This window comes from Ensifer sp. GW823-FHT05D09, from assembly GCF_058795755.1.
Window position 1 is genome coordinate 50,069 of sequence record NZ_JBXAIA010000013.1, and the last position, 18,260, is coordinate 68,328.

The 18,260-nt window shown below is 60.8% G+C and carries 15 protein-coding genes; 3 read left to right on the plus strand and 12 right to left on the minus strand.

The window, feature by feature from the left end:
- Nucleotides 1-2: 2 nt before the first annotated feature.
- The gene (locus tag AC1Q80_RS27645) at nt 3-869 is read right to left on the minus strand and encodes a LysR substrate-binding domain-containing protein (RefSeq protein WP_492362515.1); all 867 of its coding nucleotides are present in this window, start codon (nt 867-869) and stop codon (nt 3-5) included.
- A 103-nt stretch (nt 870-972) separates the two neighbouring features.
- Here AC1Q80_RS27645 and AC1Q80_RS27650 point away from each other — a divergent pair, with 103 nt between their 5' ends.
- Nucleotides 973-2,175 (plus strand): aromatic ring-hydroxylating oxygenase subunit alpha, encoded by a 1,203-nt coding sequence (locus AC1Q80_RS27650; protein ID WP_492362516.1) that lies wholly within the window; start codon nt 973-975, stop codon nt 2,173-2,175.
- 207 nt (nt 2,176-2,382) lie between these two features.
- On the opposite strand, the gene AC1Q80_RS27655 is transcribed toward AC1Q80_RS27650, so the two are convergent.
- From AC1Q80_RS27655 to AC1Q80_RS27685, 7 genes are all read right to left on the minus strand, one after another.
- Nucleotides 2,383-4,398 carry a putative 2-aminoethylphosphonate ABC transporter permease subunit gene (locus AC1Q80_RS27655; RefSeq protein ID WP_209789865.1) on the minus strand — a complete coding sequence of 672 codons (2,016 nt, stop codon included), beginning with the start codon at nt 4,396-4,398 and terminating at the stop codon, nt 2,383-2,385.
- A gap of 2 nt (nt 4,399-4,400) precedes the next feature.
- The gene (locus tag AC1Q80_RS27660; protein ID WP_209789866.1) at nt 4,401-5,564 is read right to left on the minus strand and encodes a putative 2-aminoethylphosphonate ABC transporter ATP-binding protein; all 1,164 of its coding nucleotides are present in this window, start codon (nt 5,562-5,564) and stop codon (nt 4,401-4,403) included.
- 83 nt (nt 5,565-5,647) lie between these two features.
- Complete coding sequence (locus AC1Q80_RS27665) at nt 5,648-6,670, minus strand: putative 2-aminoethylphosphonate ABC transporter substrate-binding protein (RefSeq protein ID WP_492362517.1); 1,023 nt, start codon at nt 6,668-6,670, stop codon at nt 5,648-5,650.
- 335 nt (nt 6,671-7,005) lie between these two features.
- On the minus strand, nt 7,006-8,460 hold the full coding sequence (gene phnY, locus AC1Q80_RS27670) for a phosphonoacetaldehyde dehydrogenase (protein WP_492362518.1): 1,455 nt from the start codon (nt 8,458-8,460) through the stop codon (nt 7,006-7,008).
- Between the two features lie 10 nt (nt 8,461-8,470).
- Complete coding sequence (gene phnA, locus AC1Q80_RS27675; RefSeq protein ID WP_492362519.1) at nt 8,471-9,739, minus strand: phosphonoacetate hydrolase; 1,269 nt, start codon at nt 9,737-9,739, stop codon at nt 8,471-8,473.
- Nucleotides 9,740-9,760: 21 nt separating this feature from the next.
- Nucleotides 9,761-10,963 carry a 2-aminoethylphosphonate--pyruvate transaminase gene (locus AC1Q80_RS27680; protein WP_492362520.1) on the minus strand — a complete coding sequence of 401 codons (1,203 nt, stop codon included), beginning with the start codon at nt 10,961-10,963 and terminating at the stop codon, nt 9,761-9,763.
- Nucleotides 10,964-11,064: 101 nt separating this feature from the next.
- The gene (locus AC1Q80_RS27685; protein ID WP_492362521.1) at nt 11,065-12,723 is read right to left on the minus strand and encodes a Na/Pi cotransporter family protein; all 1,659 of its coding nucleotides are present in this window, start codon (nt 12,721-12,723) and stop codon (nt 11,065-11,067) included.
- 113 nt (nt 12,724-12,836) lie between these two features.
- On the opposite strand from AC1Q80_RS27685, the gene AC1Q80_RS27690 reads away from it, so the two are divergent.
- The gene (locus AC1Q80_RS27690; RefSeq protein WP_492362522.1) at nt 12,837-13,727 is read left to right on the plus strand and encodes a LysR substrate-binding domain-containing protein; all 891 of its coding nucleotides are present in this window, start codon (nt 12,837-12,839) and stop codon (nt 13,725-13,727) included.
- Between the two features lie 173 nt (nt 13,728-13,900).
- Entirely contained in the window at nt 13,901-14,698 is a 798-nt protein-coding gene (locus AC1Q80_RS27695; RefSeq protein ID WP_209789872.1) for an inositol monophosphatase family protein, read from the plus strand.
- Here AC1Q80_RS27695 and AC1Q80_RS27700 read toward each other — a convergent pair.
- From AC1Q80_RS27700 to AC1Q80_RS27715, 4 genes are all read right to left on the minus strand, one after another.
- Complete coding sequence (locus AC1Q80_RS27700) at nt 14,679-15,431, minus strand: glycerophosphodiester phosphodiesterase (protein WP_492362523.1); 753 nt, start codon at nt 15,429-15,431, stop codon at nt 14,679-14,681. The two genes, AC1Q80_RS27695 and AC1Q80_RS27700, sit on opposite strands and share 20 nt — an antisense overlap.
- 71 nt (nt 15,432-15,502) lie before the next feature.
- Nucleotides 15,503-16,558: an ABC transporter ATP-binding protein gene (locus AC1Q80_RS27705; protein WP_492362524.1), complete on the minus strand. Its 1,056-nt coding sequence runs from the start codon at nt 16,556-16,558 to the stop codon at nt 15,503-15,505.
- Nucleotides 16,559-16,594: 36 nt separating this feature from the next.
- The gene (locus AC1Q80_RS27710) at nt 16,595-17,365 is read right to left on the minus strand and encodes an ABC transporter permease (protein ID WP_412728352.1); all 771 of its coding nucleotides are present in this window, start codon (nt 17,363-17,365) and stop codon (nt 16,595-16,597) included.
- A gap of 35 nt (nt 17,366-17,400) precedes the next feature.
- Nucleotides 17,401-18,255, minus strand: coding sequence for an ABC transporter permease (locus AC1Q80_RS27715; RefSeq protein WP_234902957.1), 855 nt, complete (start codon nt 18,253-18,255; stop codon nt 17,401-17,403).
- Between the last annotated feature and the right edge of the window lie 5 nt (nt 18,256-18,260).

Here is an 18,260-nt window from a genome sequence, read left to right on the forward strand (position 1 = left end):
CGCTAGCTTGAGGTCATTTCGGTCAGCCAATCCCGAAACGCCATAACCTTCGGCAGTCTTGCCTTGGGCCCTGACGTCAGGAACCAGTATGACCCGGCGGCTTGAAGCCGGACACCGAAAGGCTCCACCAGCAAGCCACTCGAAAGCTCACGCTCAACAAGTGCTGCACGGCCGAGCAGGACGCCCTTTCCCTCCACGGCTGCACGTATTGCCATGATCGATTGATCGAAGAACGACCCTGACGAGGTATCGACGCCGTTTACGCCCGCATGCGTGAACCAAGTGTCCCAATCTTCAGCATATCCGGGCACATGCAGCAGATCATGGCCATCCAGGTCCTGGGGGTCAGTGAGCGCCTCGGCATATTTGGGTCCGCAGACCGGAAATGCCTCGTCACGCAGCAGGAGCATGGCATCATGCTTCGGCCAGTTGCCCAGTCCGAAGGCGATCGTGGCGTCGACCTTGTCTTCGCCCTGGTCGAGTGCCGTCAGCCTGAGGTCGATGTCAGGGTGGCTGGCGCGAAAAAGGTCGAGCCGCGGTGCAATCCATTGACTGGCAAACGACGTGGGCACGTGCACGACGAGCATCTCGCGCGCGCCATGCCCGGCAATCCGGCGGCTGGCTTCGTCGATCGCAGCGAAAGCCCGGCCAAGCTCCTCAGCATAACGCCGGCCGCGATCCGTCAGCCTGACCCCATTGGCATGGCGGGCGAACAAAGCCTTGCCGAGCCTTCCTTCCAGCGCTCGAACGTGCTGCGACACCGCAGACGGTGTGACGTTCAGTTCAGCGCCGGCTCCGGCGAAACTGCCGAGCCGCGCGGCGGCCTCGAAGGCTCGAAGCCAATTCAGCGGCAAGTGTGCGGACGCCATGTCACCCTTAATTTTTCTAATCCTTTCCCCAAGGTAATCGCGTTTGCCCTGCCTGGCAAGAACAGCTCCAATGCCCTCGGTTCAGTATACTGGAGGCATTCTTATGAACGTCCATTGGCTGCAAGCATATCGTCCCGGCTCCGGCCTGCCCGGCGCATTCTATACGGATCCCGAGGTCTTCGCCGAAGAGCAACGGCTTATATTCCGCAACAGCTGGTTCTTCGCAGGCCATTCCGTGGAGCTTACCCATTCGGGCGACTACATGACGTTCACTGCCGGTGGGGTGCCGGTCGTCGTGGTCCGTGATCGCGATGGCAGACTGCACGCACACCACAACGTCTGTCGCCATCGTGGCTCCATCATCTGTACCGGGGAGAAGGGTCGGTCGGCCCGACTGGTTTGTCCCTATCACTCGTGGACCTACGCGCATGATGGACGGCTCATCGGGGCGCCGATCATGGGTGAGGATTTCGACAAGACGATACATGGGCTGAAGAAGGTATGTGTGGAGGAGGTCGATGGGCTTGTCTTCGTCAACCTCGCCGACACACCCTCCCCTTTCCACGACCTGCGCGACCATCTGTCGCCAATCTTGAAATCACAGGGCATGGCACGGGCCAAGGTCGCCCTGATCCGTGATTATGAACTCGATGTGAATTGGAAAATCGTCGTCGAGAACAATCGCGAGTGCTATCACTGCGAGGCCAATCACCATGGGTATGTCTCCGTGCAGTACGACACGGAGAACGACAATCCCGATCTCCAGGACGAAATTGCCGAGCGGTTGGGCGAGTGTCGACTTCGCTGGGAGAAAGCCGGTCTCGACGTTGCGCGCGTCAACACCTCGTCCAACAACACAGCGGAATGGTTCCGCGCCAATCGCACGCCTGTGCGAAAGGGCATGGTCACCGAGAGCCCTGATGGGCAGGTGGTTTGCAGGGTGCTGATGGCAGGTTTTACAGATGCCGACATGGGCACCGCGCGCGCCAACACCAACATCAATTTCTGGTGCCACGCCAATTCCGACTATGCCCATACCGTGCGCATAACGCCGGTATCGCCGACGAAGACCATCGTGCGGGGTTACTGGCTCGTGGACGAAAATGCCGTCGAGGGACGCGACTACGATCCGGAAGCAATTGCCGCCTTTCATCACCAGGTGATGTCGGAAGACTGGGAAATCTGCCGCCGCCAATGGTTCGGCGTCACCTCCCCCGGTTTCGAGCCCGGCCCCTATTCGCCGACCAAGGAGGCGAATGTCGATCGCTACGTTCGCTGGTACGTCAACCAGATGACCGCAACATGACGACCCGCGATTTCGATGTGGGACGATGCCGCCGATCGCAACGAACTCGTCATTGAAGTTTTTCGGTCGGCATCCTCGTTCGGTTTCCGCAAACGACATCAAAACCGTTCGTGTGACCGACGTTATCGGCCTCAATTCCCCACGTTCGACTTACCAGAAGCGGCGGCGCGCGGGCGAAGTGGAATGCTCCGCCAGCGGCAGCTCAGCCTATCGCCAGGCCTGCGTTCGGGCCAAGAGACCACGGGCGAACAGCGCGTGGATGAGCTTGGCGGCGACGTTGGTGTAGAAGATCATCATGCCCATGGCTGCCGCCGGCGCGATGTCGCCCGCATCATCCATGTTGAGCACGGCGACCGAGGCAAGCTTGGTATCGGCAGCGTAGAGGAAGACCACCGCAGAGACCGTCGTCATGGCGTTGACGAAGAGATAGATCGCGATGTTGAGGATCGCCGGCATACAGACAGGTAAAGTTACCCGGAAGAACAGCCGATGGAAGGGCTGCTTCAAGGAGGCCGCGACGGATTCGAATTCCGGATCCATCTGCTTCAGCGCCGTTAGCGCCGTCAGGTGTGCAACCGTGTAGAAATGTGTGACCGTCGAGACGACGAGGATTGTCATCGTCCCGTAGATGGCATTCAGCGGATTGGCCGGATTGTTGAAAAAGAAGATGTAGGCAAGTCCGAGCACCATGCCCGGCACGGCCATCGGCATCATCGCCAGGAAATGGAAGACGTTCCGGCCGAAGCGGAAAGCGTCCGCCTTCTCCACCATATAGGCGCCGGCGAAGACGATCACCGAACCAAACAACGCCGTCAGCAACGCAAGCTTGATCGAGTTGGCATAGGCCGTCCAGCCGCCGCCGTCCATCAGGTCGAAGGCGAAATTCTTCGCGGTCAGCGTCAGGTCGTAGGGCCAGAACTTCACGACCGCTGCGATCTGGCACATGGCGATCATGCCGAGGATGAAGAAACTGACGAGGCATGCGAAGGCAAGACAGATGCCGTCCATGCGGACATTGGGCTTGGGCACATAGGGCACCGCCCGCGCCGAAAGCAGCGCCACCTGGCGCTTCTGCATATGGCGGTCCACGGCGAAGGCGAGGATGGCGGGCACCAGCAGAATGACCGAAACGACCGCACCCATCTCGAAATTCTGCTGGCCGATCACCTGCTTGTAGATATCGACGGCAAGCATGCCGTATTGACCGCCGATTACCTTGGGCAACCCGAAGTCGGTGATGACAAGCGTGAAGACGACAAATGCGGCAGAGACGATGCCAAAGCGTGCGCCTGGTAAGGTGACGGTCGTGAACGTGCGCCACTTGCTGGCCTTGAGCGATGCAGCGGCTTCGTAGTGGCGGGCATCTGCGATGGAGAGCGCGGTCAGGATAATCAGGAAGGCGTGCGGTAGGGTAAAAAACACCGAGCCAATGACGATGCCGATCGGGCCGTAGATCGAGTAGCCGAGAAGCCAATCCTTGAAGATGCCCTGATTGCCGAAGAGGTAAACGAGCGCGATTCCGGGCAAGAGCGACGGCACGAGGATCGGTATGGCGAGGATGCCGCGGAACAGACCTTTGAGCGGCATGCAACTGCGCGTCAACCCGTAGGCGAGAGCAAAGGCGATGGAGATCGTCACCACCGTACTGATCGTTGCCATCAGGACCGAGTTGTAGATCGAGCGGGCAAGTGCCGGCGTCGAAAAATAGGTCTTGAAATTGTCGAGGCCGAGAGTGCGTGCCGGCCGCAGCATAATGCGCCGGAAGGTGCCTGAATCATACTCACGCCATTCGGTGCCCTTCTCCAACGTCGAACCGGCGAGAAACGCAGCATCATCCGTGGTGCCACGAATTCGGTACTGGACAGGACTGCGGAAGCTGAAGTCCGGGAAGAACTTGGTGGCTGCGAGCCGGCCATCAGTACTGCTCGCAAGGTCACCTTCCGCCACGGCGCCAAGCTTCCTGTTGAGCGCATCCGCTGTCACGACCGGGCCCCATTTCGCGCCCGTTTCGTCGCTGACCTGGAACTCGAAAGCGGCGAGATCGAAGCGATAGGTCGACAGCGACTTCGACAGCATGACGAAAAGCGGCGCACCCAGGGCGACGATCAGGTAGAGCCCGATGACGGCCATGAGGCCAAACTTGATGCGGTCGTCGCGGGACGTTTCCTGCCGCAGTCGCTTGCCGGCTAGCGGCAGGTATGGTGCTTCGAGGGCGATGTTCATCCTCAGGCACTCCTTGGAAAGAGCAGCAGACGATCGCGCGGGATTTCCACCTGGATCACCCCACCCGTCTCTATGTGTAGCCTGCGCACCGCATTGACGGAGAAGTCGGCAACCAGGGTGCGCTCGCCAAGCCGCGGCGCCGTCAGGCGCGTGCGCCAGAACATGCCCAGGAACTCCATCTCGCGTACTTCGGCATCGATAAGGTTTTGTGGCGTCGCAGGCCGGTCGACGGCATTGACGGCGTGGGCGTTGGCCCCATGCGGAATGATATCGACGGGGCGCACCACGGCTGTCGCAGTCGCGCCCACCACAAGATCCTTCGTTGAGCAATCGAAGGCCGAGTGGCCAATCTCGACCGTCCCGTCCTTCAACACCGTTGCAGGGAATTGGTTGGTTTCGCCGATGAAATCGGCAACGAAGAGGGTTTTCGGGTGGCTGTAGATTTCGGTCGGTGACCCAACCTGCTCGATGACGCCGTGGTTCATCACCACGATCCGATCCGCCATCGCCAGTGCCTCTTCCTGGTCGTGCGTTACCATGATGGTGGTAACACCGAGCTTTCGCTGCAGCGACTTGATTTCATGGCGCAGATGTACCCGAACCTTGGCGTCTAGGGCGGACAGCGGCTCGTCCAACAGAAGCAGGCCGGGCGATATCGCGATAGCACGTGCAAGCGCGATGCGCTGCTGCTGGCCGCCAGAAAGCTGGGCCGGATATTTCCTGCTCTGTTCAGACAGCCCGACCGTTGCCAGCAGCTCGGCGACGCGCGTAGCAATCTCCGCTCTCGATCGGCCGGCGTTTTCAAGACCGAAGGCGATATTCTGCTCAATGGTGAGATTGGGGAAGAGCGCATAGGACTGGAAGACAATGCCGTAGTCCCGGTTGGAGGCAGGCAGAGTCGAGATGTTGTGGCCGCCCTGCAGGATCCTGCCACTGGACTGAAGGTCGAGGCCGGCGATCGCCCGCAGGAGGGTCGTCTTGCCACAACCGGAGGGACCAAGGAAACAGATGAATTCACCCCTTGCTATGCTCAGGGAGATGTCACGAAGGGCGACGAAGTCGCCATAGCTCTTCCAGAGATCGGAGATTTCCAGATAGGACGCCGCGTCTGCGGCGGTGGGGGGAATGCTCGTGGGTGTCGGTTCGATCGACAGGGCATGTCTCATCTGCAAGCTCCGCTGGCCGTCAGGCAATTTTCGAGAATGCGAAAGGCGGAGCGCGATGCACTCCGCCCTTTGTCGATCAGAGGTCAGCTCTTCGGTTCCGACTTCGCGTCGTAGCGCTTCTGCCATTCCTTCAGGATGGTGGCGCGATTGTTCGCGGCCCATTCGAAGTCGTTGTCGATCATCTTTGAAGCGATGTCGGAAGGCAGATGCTCGACCGGTTTGGCGACGCCGGGATAGGCGACCACGGCATAGCCGGCATTGTACATTTCGTTGGCTTCCTTGGTGACCGACCAGTCGACCAGGGTTTTTGCGGCTTCGAGGTTCGCCGTTCCAGCGATGATTGCCGTCGCCTCCGCTTCCCAACCCGATCCTTCCGACGGGAAGATGATGTCGATCGGTGCGCCGGCGCTCCTGGCCTTGGCGCCAGGGAACTCGAACGAAACGCCAATCACGGCTTCGCCGGCACCTGCCATCTTGCACGGTTTCGAACCGGAATGAGTGTAGGCGGAGATGTTCTCATGCAGCTTGTCCATGAAGGACCAAGCCTTCTCCTCGCCCCACATCTGCATCCAGCCGGACACGTCGAGGAAGCCTGTGCCAGATGAGGCCGGGTTCGGCATGACGACATGCCCCTTGTACTCGGGCTTTGTCAGGTCGTCCCAGCTCTTGGGAGCCTTCAGGCCGAGCTTCTCGCCCTCGACCGTGTTGTAGCACAGGGCCGCGACATAGGCATCCATGCCGACCCAGCTCGGCGGGTTGTCCTTGTCGACGAATTTCTTGTCGAGCGCCTCGACGCCGTTCGGTTGATAGGCTTCCAGCATGCCTTCCGTCTTCAGGAGCAGCAGCGATGTCGCAGCCAGCCCCCAGACGACGTCCGCCTGCGGGTTGTCCTTTTCGGCGAGCAACTTGGCCGTCATCACGCCGGTCGAATCCCGGACCCAGTTGATCTTGATATCGGGGTGCGACTTCTCGAACGTCGCCTTGTAGCGATCGAGGTCGACAGCCTCGACGGCGGTGTAAACTGTGAGTTCTGTCTGGGCGGATGCTATGGCGGGAAGCGCCACGGACATGGCGCCGGCAAGCATAAAAAACATATGACGGTTCATGCTGAAAATCTCCTCTGGAGGCCTGGAAAAAATCCGGGAAGCATGGCTGGCAATCTGTCGCTGCCCTTGTCTTGCACGCTTCAGGAGGCATTCTGCGTGGGTCATTTCAATTAGTAAAATTTATTATTCTTATCGTTGGCAAAGTAAAAACTATGGATCTTCTGCCGCTTTATTGAGCACCCGCGGGGCAATTGACGATGAAACTGCCACCGGCTGCATCACCGAGCGGCATACGCCGAAAAGGGCTGCAGCAGGCCAAGAAAAAGGGAGCTGCCGATCGGCAGCTCCCAGAAATGGTGGCCAGGCCGGGGACGCCCGGATCACCGGGGCCCAGCTTACCAGGGCAGGGAAAACGTCTTGACGTTGGTGAAGCTCTTCATGGCTTCGATCACACCCTCCTTGTAGCCGTTGCCGGAATCCTTGATGCCGCCGAAGGGGGACATCTCGATGCGGTAGCCGGGCACTTCCCAGATGTTGACCGTCCCGACCTTGAGCCCGGCGATGTACTTCTGCATCCGGCGGAAATCGTTGGTGCAGACCCCCGACGAAAGGCCGAAGGCGGTCGAGTTGGAAAGTGCGATCAGCGCATCGTCATCATCAGGCGCCCGCACGATCGGAATGATCGGCGCGAAGGTTTCCTCCATCACGAGTTCGCTCGAATGCGGCACGCGATCGACCACGATCGGCGGCAGAAGGGCACCACGGCGACCGGGATCGTAAAGGATCTCAGCACCCTGCTCGGCCGCCATATGCACCCGGCGCTCGAAGGTTTCGGCGGCACGGGCATGCACGACCGTGCCCAGGTCCGTCGCACGATCCATCGGGTCGCCGAAGCGGAGTTTCTTTGCGCGCTCCAGCACCAGCGGCACGAAGCGGTCGGCGACGCTTTCCTGGCAGAGGATGCGCTTGACGGCCGTGCAGCGCTGGCCGGAGTTTTTCGTCGCGCCGGCAACCGCAAGGTCGGCGGCCTTTGCCAGGTCGTCGTCGGAGAGATCGTTGAGAATGATCAGCGGATCGTTGCCGCCGAGCTCGAGGATCTGGCGCTTGTAGTGCGCGTTGGCCGCGATCAGCTTGCCCACCGGCACGCTGCCGGTGAAAGTGATGAGGTCGAAGTTCGGGTTGGTCATCATTTCCATGCCGATATCAGCCGGCCAGCCGGTGACCACCGACAGCATTTCCGGCGGCAATCCGGCCTCGTAGAGAATGTCGGCGAAGACGAGTGCGGTCATCGGCGTCAGTTCCGTCGGCTTCAGCACCACGCAATTGTTGGTAGCGATCGCCGGCGCCACCTTGTGCGCCACCATGTTCAGCGGATGGTTGAAGGGCGTGATCGCCGAAATTGCAGTCAGCGGCTCGCGCATCGTGAAAATCTTGCGCGCCTTGCCATGCGGAGTGAGGTCGCACGAGAAAATCTCGCCGTCATCGCGAATGCACATCTGGCCCGACAGCGTCAGCACGTCGAAGGCGCGGCCGACCTCGTAGAGCGAGTCCTGCTTCGAGATACCGAGCTCCAGCGTGATGATGTCGGAGATTTCCTCCTTGCGGGCGACCAGCATCTCGGCCGCCTTCAAGAGGATTCGCTGGCGTTCGTATCGCGTCAGCTTCGGCTGATAGGCCGCCGCGATCTCGAAGGCCTTGCGGGCATGTTCGGCATTGCCGGCTGGAACGGTACCGATAACGGCATCGTTCCAGGGATAGTGCACCTCGATCACCCCCTCGGCATCGACCTTTTTACCGGCAATGCGCATGGGCTCGTGGCGCAGAGCGAACGTCGTTTCCACCTTGGTCATCGGCCGCTCCTCACTTTGCTGGCTGCGCTGCGGCGACCAGCGCATAATAGAAGGCGTCGAAATTGCGCAGAGAGGCAGCTGAGGTAAGCTCAGGCAACTTGCGGTTCGAAATGAAAGGCACCTGCTGCTCGGTGAGGCCTCCGTGTGAGCGCAAGGGCTCGTTCAGCGCGGCAAGGTCATGGCGATGTTCGCTGGTGCCGAGCGTCTTGTTCTCCGAGGAGATGAGCACGATATCGCCGATGCGATCATCCGGGAGTTCGAAACGGATGCAGGCCTCTGGTCGCGAAAGTACGACATCGATGCCGTCGATCGCCGCGAGCCGCTCGATGATGTCTTCCTTGTCAGCGCGTTCCGGCAGATATGCGGTTGCGAACGAACCAAGTGCGCCGTGATGCACGACGTAAGGGTCGGTGATCGGCAGGATGACGCGCGCGGCATCCTTGCCGAGCCATTCGTCGAGCACGTCCTGCACATAGATGACATCGGGCGAACCGTCGGCCTTGTGCTTCGGCTTCATGCCGTGATCGGCCGTCACGATGATTGCGGCACCCAGCGCGTCGAGTTCGGTCAGGTACTTGTCGAACATCTCGTAGAACGCGTTCGCCTGGGGAACGCCAGGCGCGTATTTGTGCTGAACATAGTCGGTCGTCGTCAGGTACATGACGTCGGGAGAAAACTCCTTCAGCAGCTTCACGCCGGCGGCGAAGACGAATTCCGACAGTTCCGCGGAATAGACTTCCGGCACCGGACGGCCGAGCCAGACCGAGGCATTGTCGATGCCGTGCTCCGACTTGGTCGACGTGTCGGCCTTTTCGGACGAGAAGCAGATCGCCCTGCCCTCATCGAACTTGAGGCCGTGACCGAGAAGTGCGCGGAGCTTGTCCTTGGCGGTAACCACGGCGACCTTGGCTCCGGCATCGTAGAACGCCTTGAAGATGGTCGGCGCGCGCAGAAAGCGCGGATCGTTCATCATCACTTCGTTGCCAGTTTGTGGTTCGTAGAGATAGTTGCCGCAGATGCCGTGAATGGCCGGCGGACGGCCGGTCGCAATCGAAAGATTGTTGGGGTTGGTGAAGCTCGGGATGACGCTGAGCGCCGTGCGTTCCGTGCCCGTCTGGCGCATGCGGGCAAGCGTCGGCATCAGCCCGGCCTTGATGGCTTCGTCGAGATAGGCCGGTTCGCAGCCGTCGAGGCAAATGGCGATGGCCGGGACGTTCGGCCAGGGGTAGCTGCGCCGGTTGGCGGTGACGGCGACGTTGATCTTGGACATCTGGTTCATCGGGAAAATCCTATCGTTCATTCAGGCGGCGAGACGGCTGCGTTCTGCAAGCGCGACTGCCGGCGGGGCGGCGCTGGCAACCCCCATTTCAGTGAGGGATGTGCGTGCGGCCTCGACCACGCGGCGCATGACATGCTCGTCCATGCGGCCGATGCAGCCGACGCGGAAACTGTCGACGACCGTCAGCTTGCCGGGGTAGATGATGAAGCCCTTCTGCTTCATCAACTCGTAGAAGCGGTCGAAGGCGAAAGCCGGATCGGCCGGGCTGAAGAAGGTGACGATGATCGGCGACAGCCATCGGTCGGCAAGCAGCGTTTCGAAACCCGCCTCGCGCATGCCGGCGACCATGACGTCGCGGTTGCGGGCGTAGCGGGCGCCGCGGGCAGCAACACCACCCTCCTCCCGGTGCAGCCGCAGCGCCTCCAGGAATGCGGCGACCACATGGGTCGGCGGCGTGAACCGCCACTGACCGGTCTTGTTCATGGTCTCCCACTGCGCGTGCACATCGAGGCTGAGCGAATGGCTGCGGCCCTTGGCGGCCTCCAACTCGCTCTTGCGGGCGATGACGAAGCCGAAGCCGGGCACGCCTTCGATGCATTTGTTGGCCGACGAGACGATCGCCTCGTAGCGCAGATCGGCGATGCCGGCTGGAACGGCGCCGAAGGCGCTCATCGAGTCGACCAGCAACTTGCGACCACTGGCATAGACGACGTCGGAGATTTCCTTCAGTGGATTGAGGATGCCGGAGCTGGTCTCGCAATGAACGACGATGACGTGGGTGATATCAGGGTCCGCATTGAGTGCTGCGGCGACTTCAGGGCCGCGCGGCGGCATGTAATCGCCTTTGTCGATCGTCACATGGTCGCGGCCGAGATAGGTGAGCGTCTGGGCGATACGATTGCCATAGGCGCCGTTGATCAGCACCAGTACCTTGCCGTCGCGCGGAACGAAGCTGCCGAGCATTGCTTCTACCGAGAACGAACCGCTGCCCTGTATCGGCACGCAGTCGAATTCGCCGTCGGTATCGCCGGCAATGTCGAGAAGCTGGCGGCGCAGTTCCGCCGTCATCGCGCGAAAGTCTCCGTCCCATGAGCCCCAGTCGCGGAGCATCGCCTCCTTGACTTCGTAGGCCGTCGTCAGCGGGCCGGGGGTGAGCAGATAGGGCTCGCCCAGTCTCGGCGTTTCCAGCGGTGCGGTGGTTCTGTCAGAAGCGGTGTTTGGCATTGTCCGTCCTCACGTTGGCGTCTCCGGGGATGACAATGCGGCGGGTTGATATATATGTAAAATCGTTCTTTTGTATGAATCTATCGATTCATCTTATACAACTACGCAGCCGGCACGAGACGGCTTTCGAGTAGGTCGCCGGTCTCGCGAAGGCGCGGATAGGCCATGGTCGTGACTAGCGAATTGAGTTCCTTCAGCGCGCGCACGATCTCCAGATGCATGTCGCTCGACTGGATGCTGGCGGATATTCCCTGCCTGAGCCGCTCGAGGTGGCTCTGGCTGCTTTCCTGCACCAGCCGGCGGACATGCTCCTTCTGGCGCACCATCTCGCGGGCAATCACCGGTTCAGGTGAAACCAGCAGGCTGGCGGCGAGCTTCACATTCGAAAACACGGCCAAGTGCAGCGCCATCAGTTCGTGCCAGCCCGCTGGCGAAAAGGCTCCGGCGCCTTCGAGCCTCTCCTCGGCCATGCGCAACAGGCTCTTCGACACGACGTCGCCGGCATATTCCAGATGAATGGCCGCCTCGGTGAGCTCGATGCCGCGCCGGGACTGCTCGTCCGTCAGGATGCCGCGGTTGACGGCGGCGATGAAGAGCTTGATCTCGCTATGGGCGCGATGGATGTCACCATCAATGCGCCGCAGCGCATCGACGGTCTCGGGCGTTGGCGAGGCGATCACGTCCATGACCGGTTCGAGCATGCGTGTAATCAGGTTTCCCATATGCAGCACTTCCCGTGCGGCGGCGGCCAATGCCTGAGCAGGCTTGTCGACCAAAGACTGGTCCAGCGCGCTGACATGCGCCAGGAGGCCGGCTTCCTTTTCCGCGACGTCTTTCGGGGTGAGCAGACGAATGAAGCGCGCCATCAGGCCACACGATACGAGACCGAGAAGCACCAACGCTGCATTGAACAGCACATGCAGATTGACGAGCTTGGAAGCGACCGTCGCACCGGGCAGCCACGCAAAAGACACCTGCACGGAAAACAGCGCGAAGACCGTGGCACTGAACAGCGCCCGAAAAATGAGATTGCCGAGCGGCAGCCGCCTGCCCTCCACCGGCAGGCCGCGCGTCAGCCACAGAGCGATCAGCCCGCCGCCGAGATTGACGCCAAGAACGAGCGGGATGCCGACGTCGAGCGGCAGCAGCCCCTTGGCCGCAAAGGTCAGGATCAACAGGATTGCGGCGACGCTGGAATGCAGGCCCCAGGTGAAAAGCGCAGCGACGATCATCACCGTCAGCGCGTCCTTGCTCAGCATCTCGATCGCTGCCGGCAACAGTGGACTTTGGCCGAGCGGAAGCGTCGCGTGACCGATCATCTGCAGCGACAGGAGCAACAGGCCGATGCCGAGAACCGCACGCCCGGCCTCGACTGGCTTTCGAGCACGCGCCTTGAGATGCAGGAGACCGCCGCCGGTAATCATGAGCGGCGCCAGCCAGTGCAGATCGAAACTCAGGATTTTCACGACGAGCGCCGAGCCGAGGTCGGCGCCGAGCAGGACGGCAAGGCCAACGTCCAGTGCCAACGCGCCGCTGACGGCAAAGCCGGCGGCGAGCATGGCGACCGCCGTCGAACTCTGGAGGGCAACTGCGATCAGACAGCCGTAGGCTGCCGCGCGTGGCCTGCCGCCGGCACCTCCGACGGCGCGGGTGACGACATCGCCACAGGCGGCCTCGACACCCTTCTTGACCAGACTGACGGCATAAAGCAGCAGGACTGTTGCAGCGGCGAGTTCGAGGGCGACGGCCGAAAGGTTCATAGGCGCGCTCCGGAAAGGTTTGGCTCCGGAAACTATCTTTTGCCCCTTTACATAAATCAAATCGTTCGTTCTGATGGTTCCATCGACAGAATTTATCTTTGGGGGATGTTACCGTGCGCTATGTCCAGCTCCGCGCCTTCCACAATGTGGCCATCCACGGCGGCTTCTCGCGGGCAGCCGAGGCCCTGTTTCTGACCCAGCCGGCGGTCTCCGACCAGGTGCGCAAGCTGGAGGAAGAGTATGACGTTCTGCTCTTCAATCGGAACAAGAAGCAGGTGACGCTGACGCATGCCGGTCAACAGCTTCTGGAAGTCACGCGCCGCATGTTCGACGTCGAACAGCAGGCGCTCGATCTGCTTTCGGAATCACGCGCATTGAGAGCCGGAAAACTTCGGATCGTCGCCGACGCCGCGCACCATCTGCTGCACATTCTGGCTGCCTTCCGGCGCGCCTACCCGACGGTTCAGGTGTCGATTGACGCCGGCAACACCGAGACGGTCATTACCAGTCTGCACGCCTATGAGGCCGATATCGGTGTGCTCGGTGAAATCCCTCAGGTCGGCGACTTCGACGTTCTCAAGCTCAATTCCACACCGATCGTCGCCTTCGCAAGCCGCGACTATCCTCTTGCAGCAGGTGAGAGCGTCACCTTCGCGGAACTGGCAAATCACCCGCTCGTCATGCGCGAACGCGGCTCGAAGACCCGCCAGAAGCTCGAGGCGATGGCCGAACAATGCGGCGTCACGCTCACGCCGCTAATCGAGGCCGAGGGGCGCGAAGCGGTGCGCGAGATCGTCGCCGCTGGCGGCGGTATCGGCTTTGTCTCGTCCGCCGAGTTCGGCCAGGACAACCGTCTCGTGCCAATCAGGATCGATGCCCCGGAAATGCTGATGGATGAGGCGCTCATCTGTCTGCGCGAACGCAGCAACGGCAAGCTTGTCCATGCGTTCTACGAAATAGCGCGCAAACTCACTCAAGGCGGAGGAGAGGGAAAAGTCTCTTGAATCGCGACATGGGCAAGGACCTGGTCACCGGCCAGACTATGGTTGACCACCCCGACACCCTTGATCGGCTTCAACGGCCCGCAGGTCAGCGGCGATGCCAACCCTCAGCTTGCTCAACTGGAAATGACCTGTTATGACCAGTTGGGTATGAACCCTCTCTGGGAAGGTAAGCGATGTCATTTCAGCCGAGCGAAGTAACGTCAGCAATGATAGATGCGGCGCGTGCTGGTGGCGCCACGGCCCTGGAATATTATGCCGCGACCGAGACGATCGGCATGGTCGAGAAGGCCCCCCGTGACTATCAGCTGGCAGCAGACATTGCGACGGAACGAACAATTGTCGCCCTGCTCAAAGAGAAATGCCCGGATGCAGGCATTGTCGGCGAGGAAAAGACGAGCGACACGGCAGGTTCCGGCCGGCGGACATTCATCATTGACCCAATCGACGGGACGTCGAACTTCGCGTTTCATATTCCATTTTTCGCGCAGGTCATTTCGCATGTGGAAGACGGTCGGGTAATGGCAGGCGTCGTCTTCGACCCCGTCCGTGACGAGATGTTTGTCGCGGAAGCTGGCCGAGGCGCATACTTGAACGGCAAGCGGCTCCCTGCTTGTGGCGACGTAGCGCCAGAACGGTCCGTGGTCGGCGTCGGACTTCCCATCCCTGGACAGATCCAGGGTGTTTCGGTGGAGCGCTATCACACCGCCTTGCGTGCGGTGATCGATCGGGCGGCCGTCACCAGGCGGCTTGGCTCCGCGGCGCTTTCTGTCGCCTATGTCGCGGCCGGACGGCATCACGCCTGTTTCGAAGATGGGCTCGATACGCTCGACTACCTTGCTTCAGCGCTGCTGGTCAGAGAGTGCGGAGGGGTGGTCACGGACTTCCAGGGAAACGAGCAGAATGGCAATGGCGCAGTTCTCGCGAGCGTCCCGGCCCTTCAGCCTTGGCTGCTCAGCCTCTTTGCGGAATGACCCGGCTTAGCAGGCGCTCAAGAACGAGCGGCTCGTCCGTTGTGATTTGATCAACGCCCGCTTGGACCAGACGGCCCAACGTCTCCTCGACCCCGCTGTGGTCGGAATTCAAGGTGTAGACGTCCACCTTCATGCCGGCCGATTGAAAGATCGAAACGACGTTCACGCCGGCATCGAGCCCAGCAAGTATGATGGGGTATTCCAGATAGACATAGGCGGCGAATGGCACCGCGCTGACAGCATCGCGCGCGAAAGCCTCGAACGCTCCGCTTCGTTGCAGCTGTGTCAGCGTATCGTCACGGCAAGGGTCGTAGCCGATCTTGAGCCCTGTCAGGCCAGCCCGGAGGCTGAGAAGCCCTGCCGGATCGTCTCCCGAAAGGATGAAGCGGCTGGCGCAGGCCGCGAGACAATCGTGAAACCGCCGACGATGATCTGCCGAAAGTGTTGCTATGTCGTCCTTGAAGTCAAGCTGCATCAATGCGCCCGGATGAACCGCCGCGCCGCCCATCTCGGCGGCAAGATCGCCAAGAAGCATAGGCCGCACGTCTGCCAGCCGACCATCATCGTTGCGCATCAGTATTGATCCGACGTCCGACGACGTGAAGTCGCGCACCGGACCCGCGGTATTGGTTTCGCGATCGAACGTCGCATCGTGCAGACAGACGAAATCGCCGTCACAAAGCGCGCGCAGATCGACTTCCATCGACGCGCCGCACGCGGCGCCCTGCATCATGCTGGTGAGCCCGAACGCGCAGTCTGTCCGGACCTGGCGCAAACGGTGCCACTTGAGAGCGGGCCGAAAGCTCATCTCAGGACTGCGGCCGAACGGAAGACGTCGTGCCCGTCCTTGAAGACGGAAAAATGAACAGGATCGAGGAATATATCCTGACCCGGTTCGAGTACCGTCTCGGTGTCGGCATGTATCTTCACGCGGTTGATGCCGTCGGTTGTCGCCTCGATGGTGCGGTACGCTCCGAAATGCACGACGCGGGTAATCTTTGCCGACGCCGAGATATCTCCGGCCTGAGCCGCGATCGCCAGCTTCTCCGGCCGAACCGCAAGTGTCGCCGCCCCATCCGGCAATGGAACGCTGACTTTGAAGCCCGCGGCATCCATCACGCCCGATGAAACGTGACCGTCGATCATATTCATCGCGCCGATAAAGCCGGCAACAAACTTGTCCTGCGGCTGCGCATAGATATCGGCCGGCCCGCCCACCTGATTGATCTTGCCAACCGACATCACAACGACCCGGTCCGCTATCGCAAGCGCCTCGTCCTGCCCGTGGGTTACGAAGACGGTGGTGATCCCAAGCTCGCGCTGAATATTGCGCACTTCCTCACGCAAACGCTCCCTGAGATGTTGATCAAGGCTGGCGAACGGCTCGTCCATGAGCAGGATCTTCGGCTCCAGAACGATGCATCGCGCAATCGCCACGCGTTGCTGCTGACCGCCCGAAAGGCGCAGCGGACTACGCTTGCCGTAACCTGTGAGACCGACCAGTTCGAGCGCTGCATCCACCTTGCGGGCGATTTCCGCCCGGCTCAACTTTCTGAGCTTCAGCCCGAAAGCGATGTTCTCGAAAACATTCATATGCGTCCAGAGCGCATGGCTTTGAAAAACCATCGCCGTAGGGCGGTTTTCCGGCGCACTCGCCGTCACGTCGAGACCATCGATGAGGACGCTGCCTGCCGTCGGCTTTTCGAAGCCGCCCATGATGCGCAGGAGCGTCGACTTGCCCGATCCCGACGGCCCGAGCAGGCAGACCAGTTCACCCGACGCGATTTCGAGGGAGATGTCGCTGACGGCTGCCATGTTGCCGTAGCGCTTCTCTATACCCTTCAGTTCCAATTTCGCCATTTCAACAGAACTCCGACAACACGCGTGCGTGCGGCGTCATGCGCCAAACCCTTTTGCAAACTGGTTCGACGCCAGCACCCGGCGCGCGAACAACAATGCGATGAATGACGGCACCCAGAGCAGAACGGACAGGACCGCTCCGTACTGCACTACGATCTGCCCGGTGATCATCTGCAACATCACCATCGGCATCGTGCGCAGTTTGGGTGCCCCGACCAGCCATGCGCCTTCCGTCTCGTAGAAAGTCGAAACGAATGTGAGCAGCATTGCGGCCCCGATAGCAGGTGCTGCCTGAGGGATGGTGATGCGAATGAATGTTCGCACTGGCCCGGCCCCCACGTCGCGGGCGGCCTCCTCCAGTCGGCGGTCGACGCCGCGAAACGCCGCTGACGGCAGCCAGATCATGATCAGCATCGTGTTCAGCAACTGCACGAGGACGATACCCCAGAACGTGCCCACAAGTCTGAGGCTCAGGAACAGCGTCGCGATCATCACGATCAACCCGAACCGCGGAAACGCGTTGATGGCAAGGAACGACATCATGAAGGTCCGGCGCCCGACGAACTCCATACGTGCAAAGGCGTAGGCCGCCGGCAGGCAGATCACTGCCGATAGCAATGTCACCGTGACCGAGAGCGCAAGCGACAGGCGCAAGGCTGAGAGAACATCGGCGCGCGCCAATGTTGTGTGCCAGTATTTCAGGCCCCACTCGGTCGGAAGCAGGGCCGGATAGGTCCACTTCTCGGCAAAAGCCCAGAGAAACACCGTCGCAATGGGCATCACCACATAGGCGATCAGGACGAGCATGATGATGCTGCCCACGATCGTGCTGGCGCGGATCTTCATACGTCCTGCTTTCTCGTCAGCATGACGACATAGAGGATGCCAAAGACAGAGCAGGTCAGGAACGTGATCACTGCCTGGGCTGCGGCAAAATCGGGCTGACGGACTTCCGAAAATGTCCTCAGCATATAAGGGCCCATCATCTCCGGAGATGCCGGTCCCAGCATGTAGGGGATGACGAACGAGCCGAAGAGGCTGATGACGTTCAAGGCCATCACGACCAGAAGCGACTCGACCATCAGCGGCAGGATGATGCGATGGAATATGACGACATAGCCGGCCCCGACATCGCGGGCAGCCTCGATGGCTTCCTGTGATACCTTCGCCATGCCCGCAGTCAGGATGAGCAAGGTCAGAGGCATGTGGTCCCAGACCAGGCCGATCACCGGGCCCCACGGGGTCAGATATGGCGAACTATAGGAATTGAACCCGACGACTTCCAGCAGTGACTGAAGCAGGCCGTTCGGGCCGATGTATCGAATGAGCGCATAGGCGACGATGATCCCGGGCACAAACATGGGAAAAAGTGCCAAGGCCTGAACGACGGCGGCCAGGCGGCTGCGGGTGAAATGCAGATAGATGGCAATCGGCAGGCAAATGGCGATCAGCAGGATCAGCGTCACCACCGTCGTCCACACGGTGCGAACGTAGTTGGCGACACTGTAGGGATCGGTGAAGAACCGATGATATCGAGCAAGGCTCCAGGAGACGGAGCCATCGGCTGCGGTCTCCTGGAGCGTTTGCACGATCGATACGCCGGCGGGATAAAGCAGCAGGCAGACCATGACTGCAAGCGGCGGGCCGATGAGCAGCAGCCCTTTCAGGTTTCGTGTAGAGGTGCCTTCGCTTCCCAAACCAG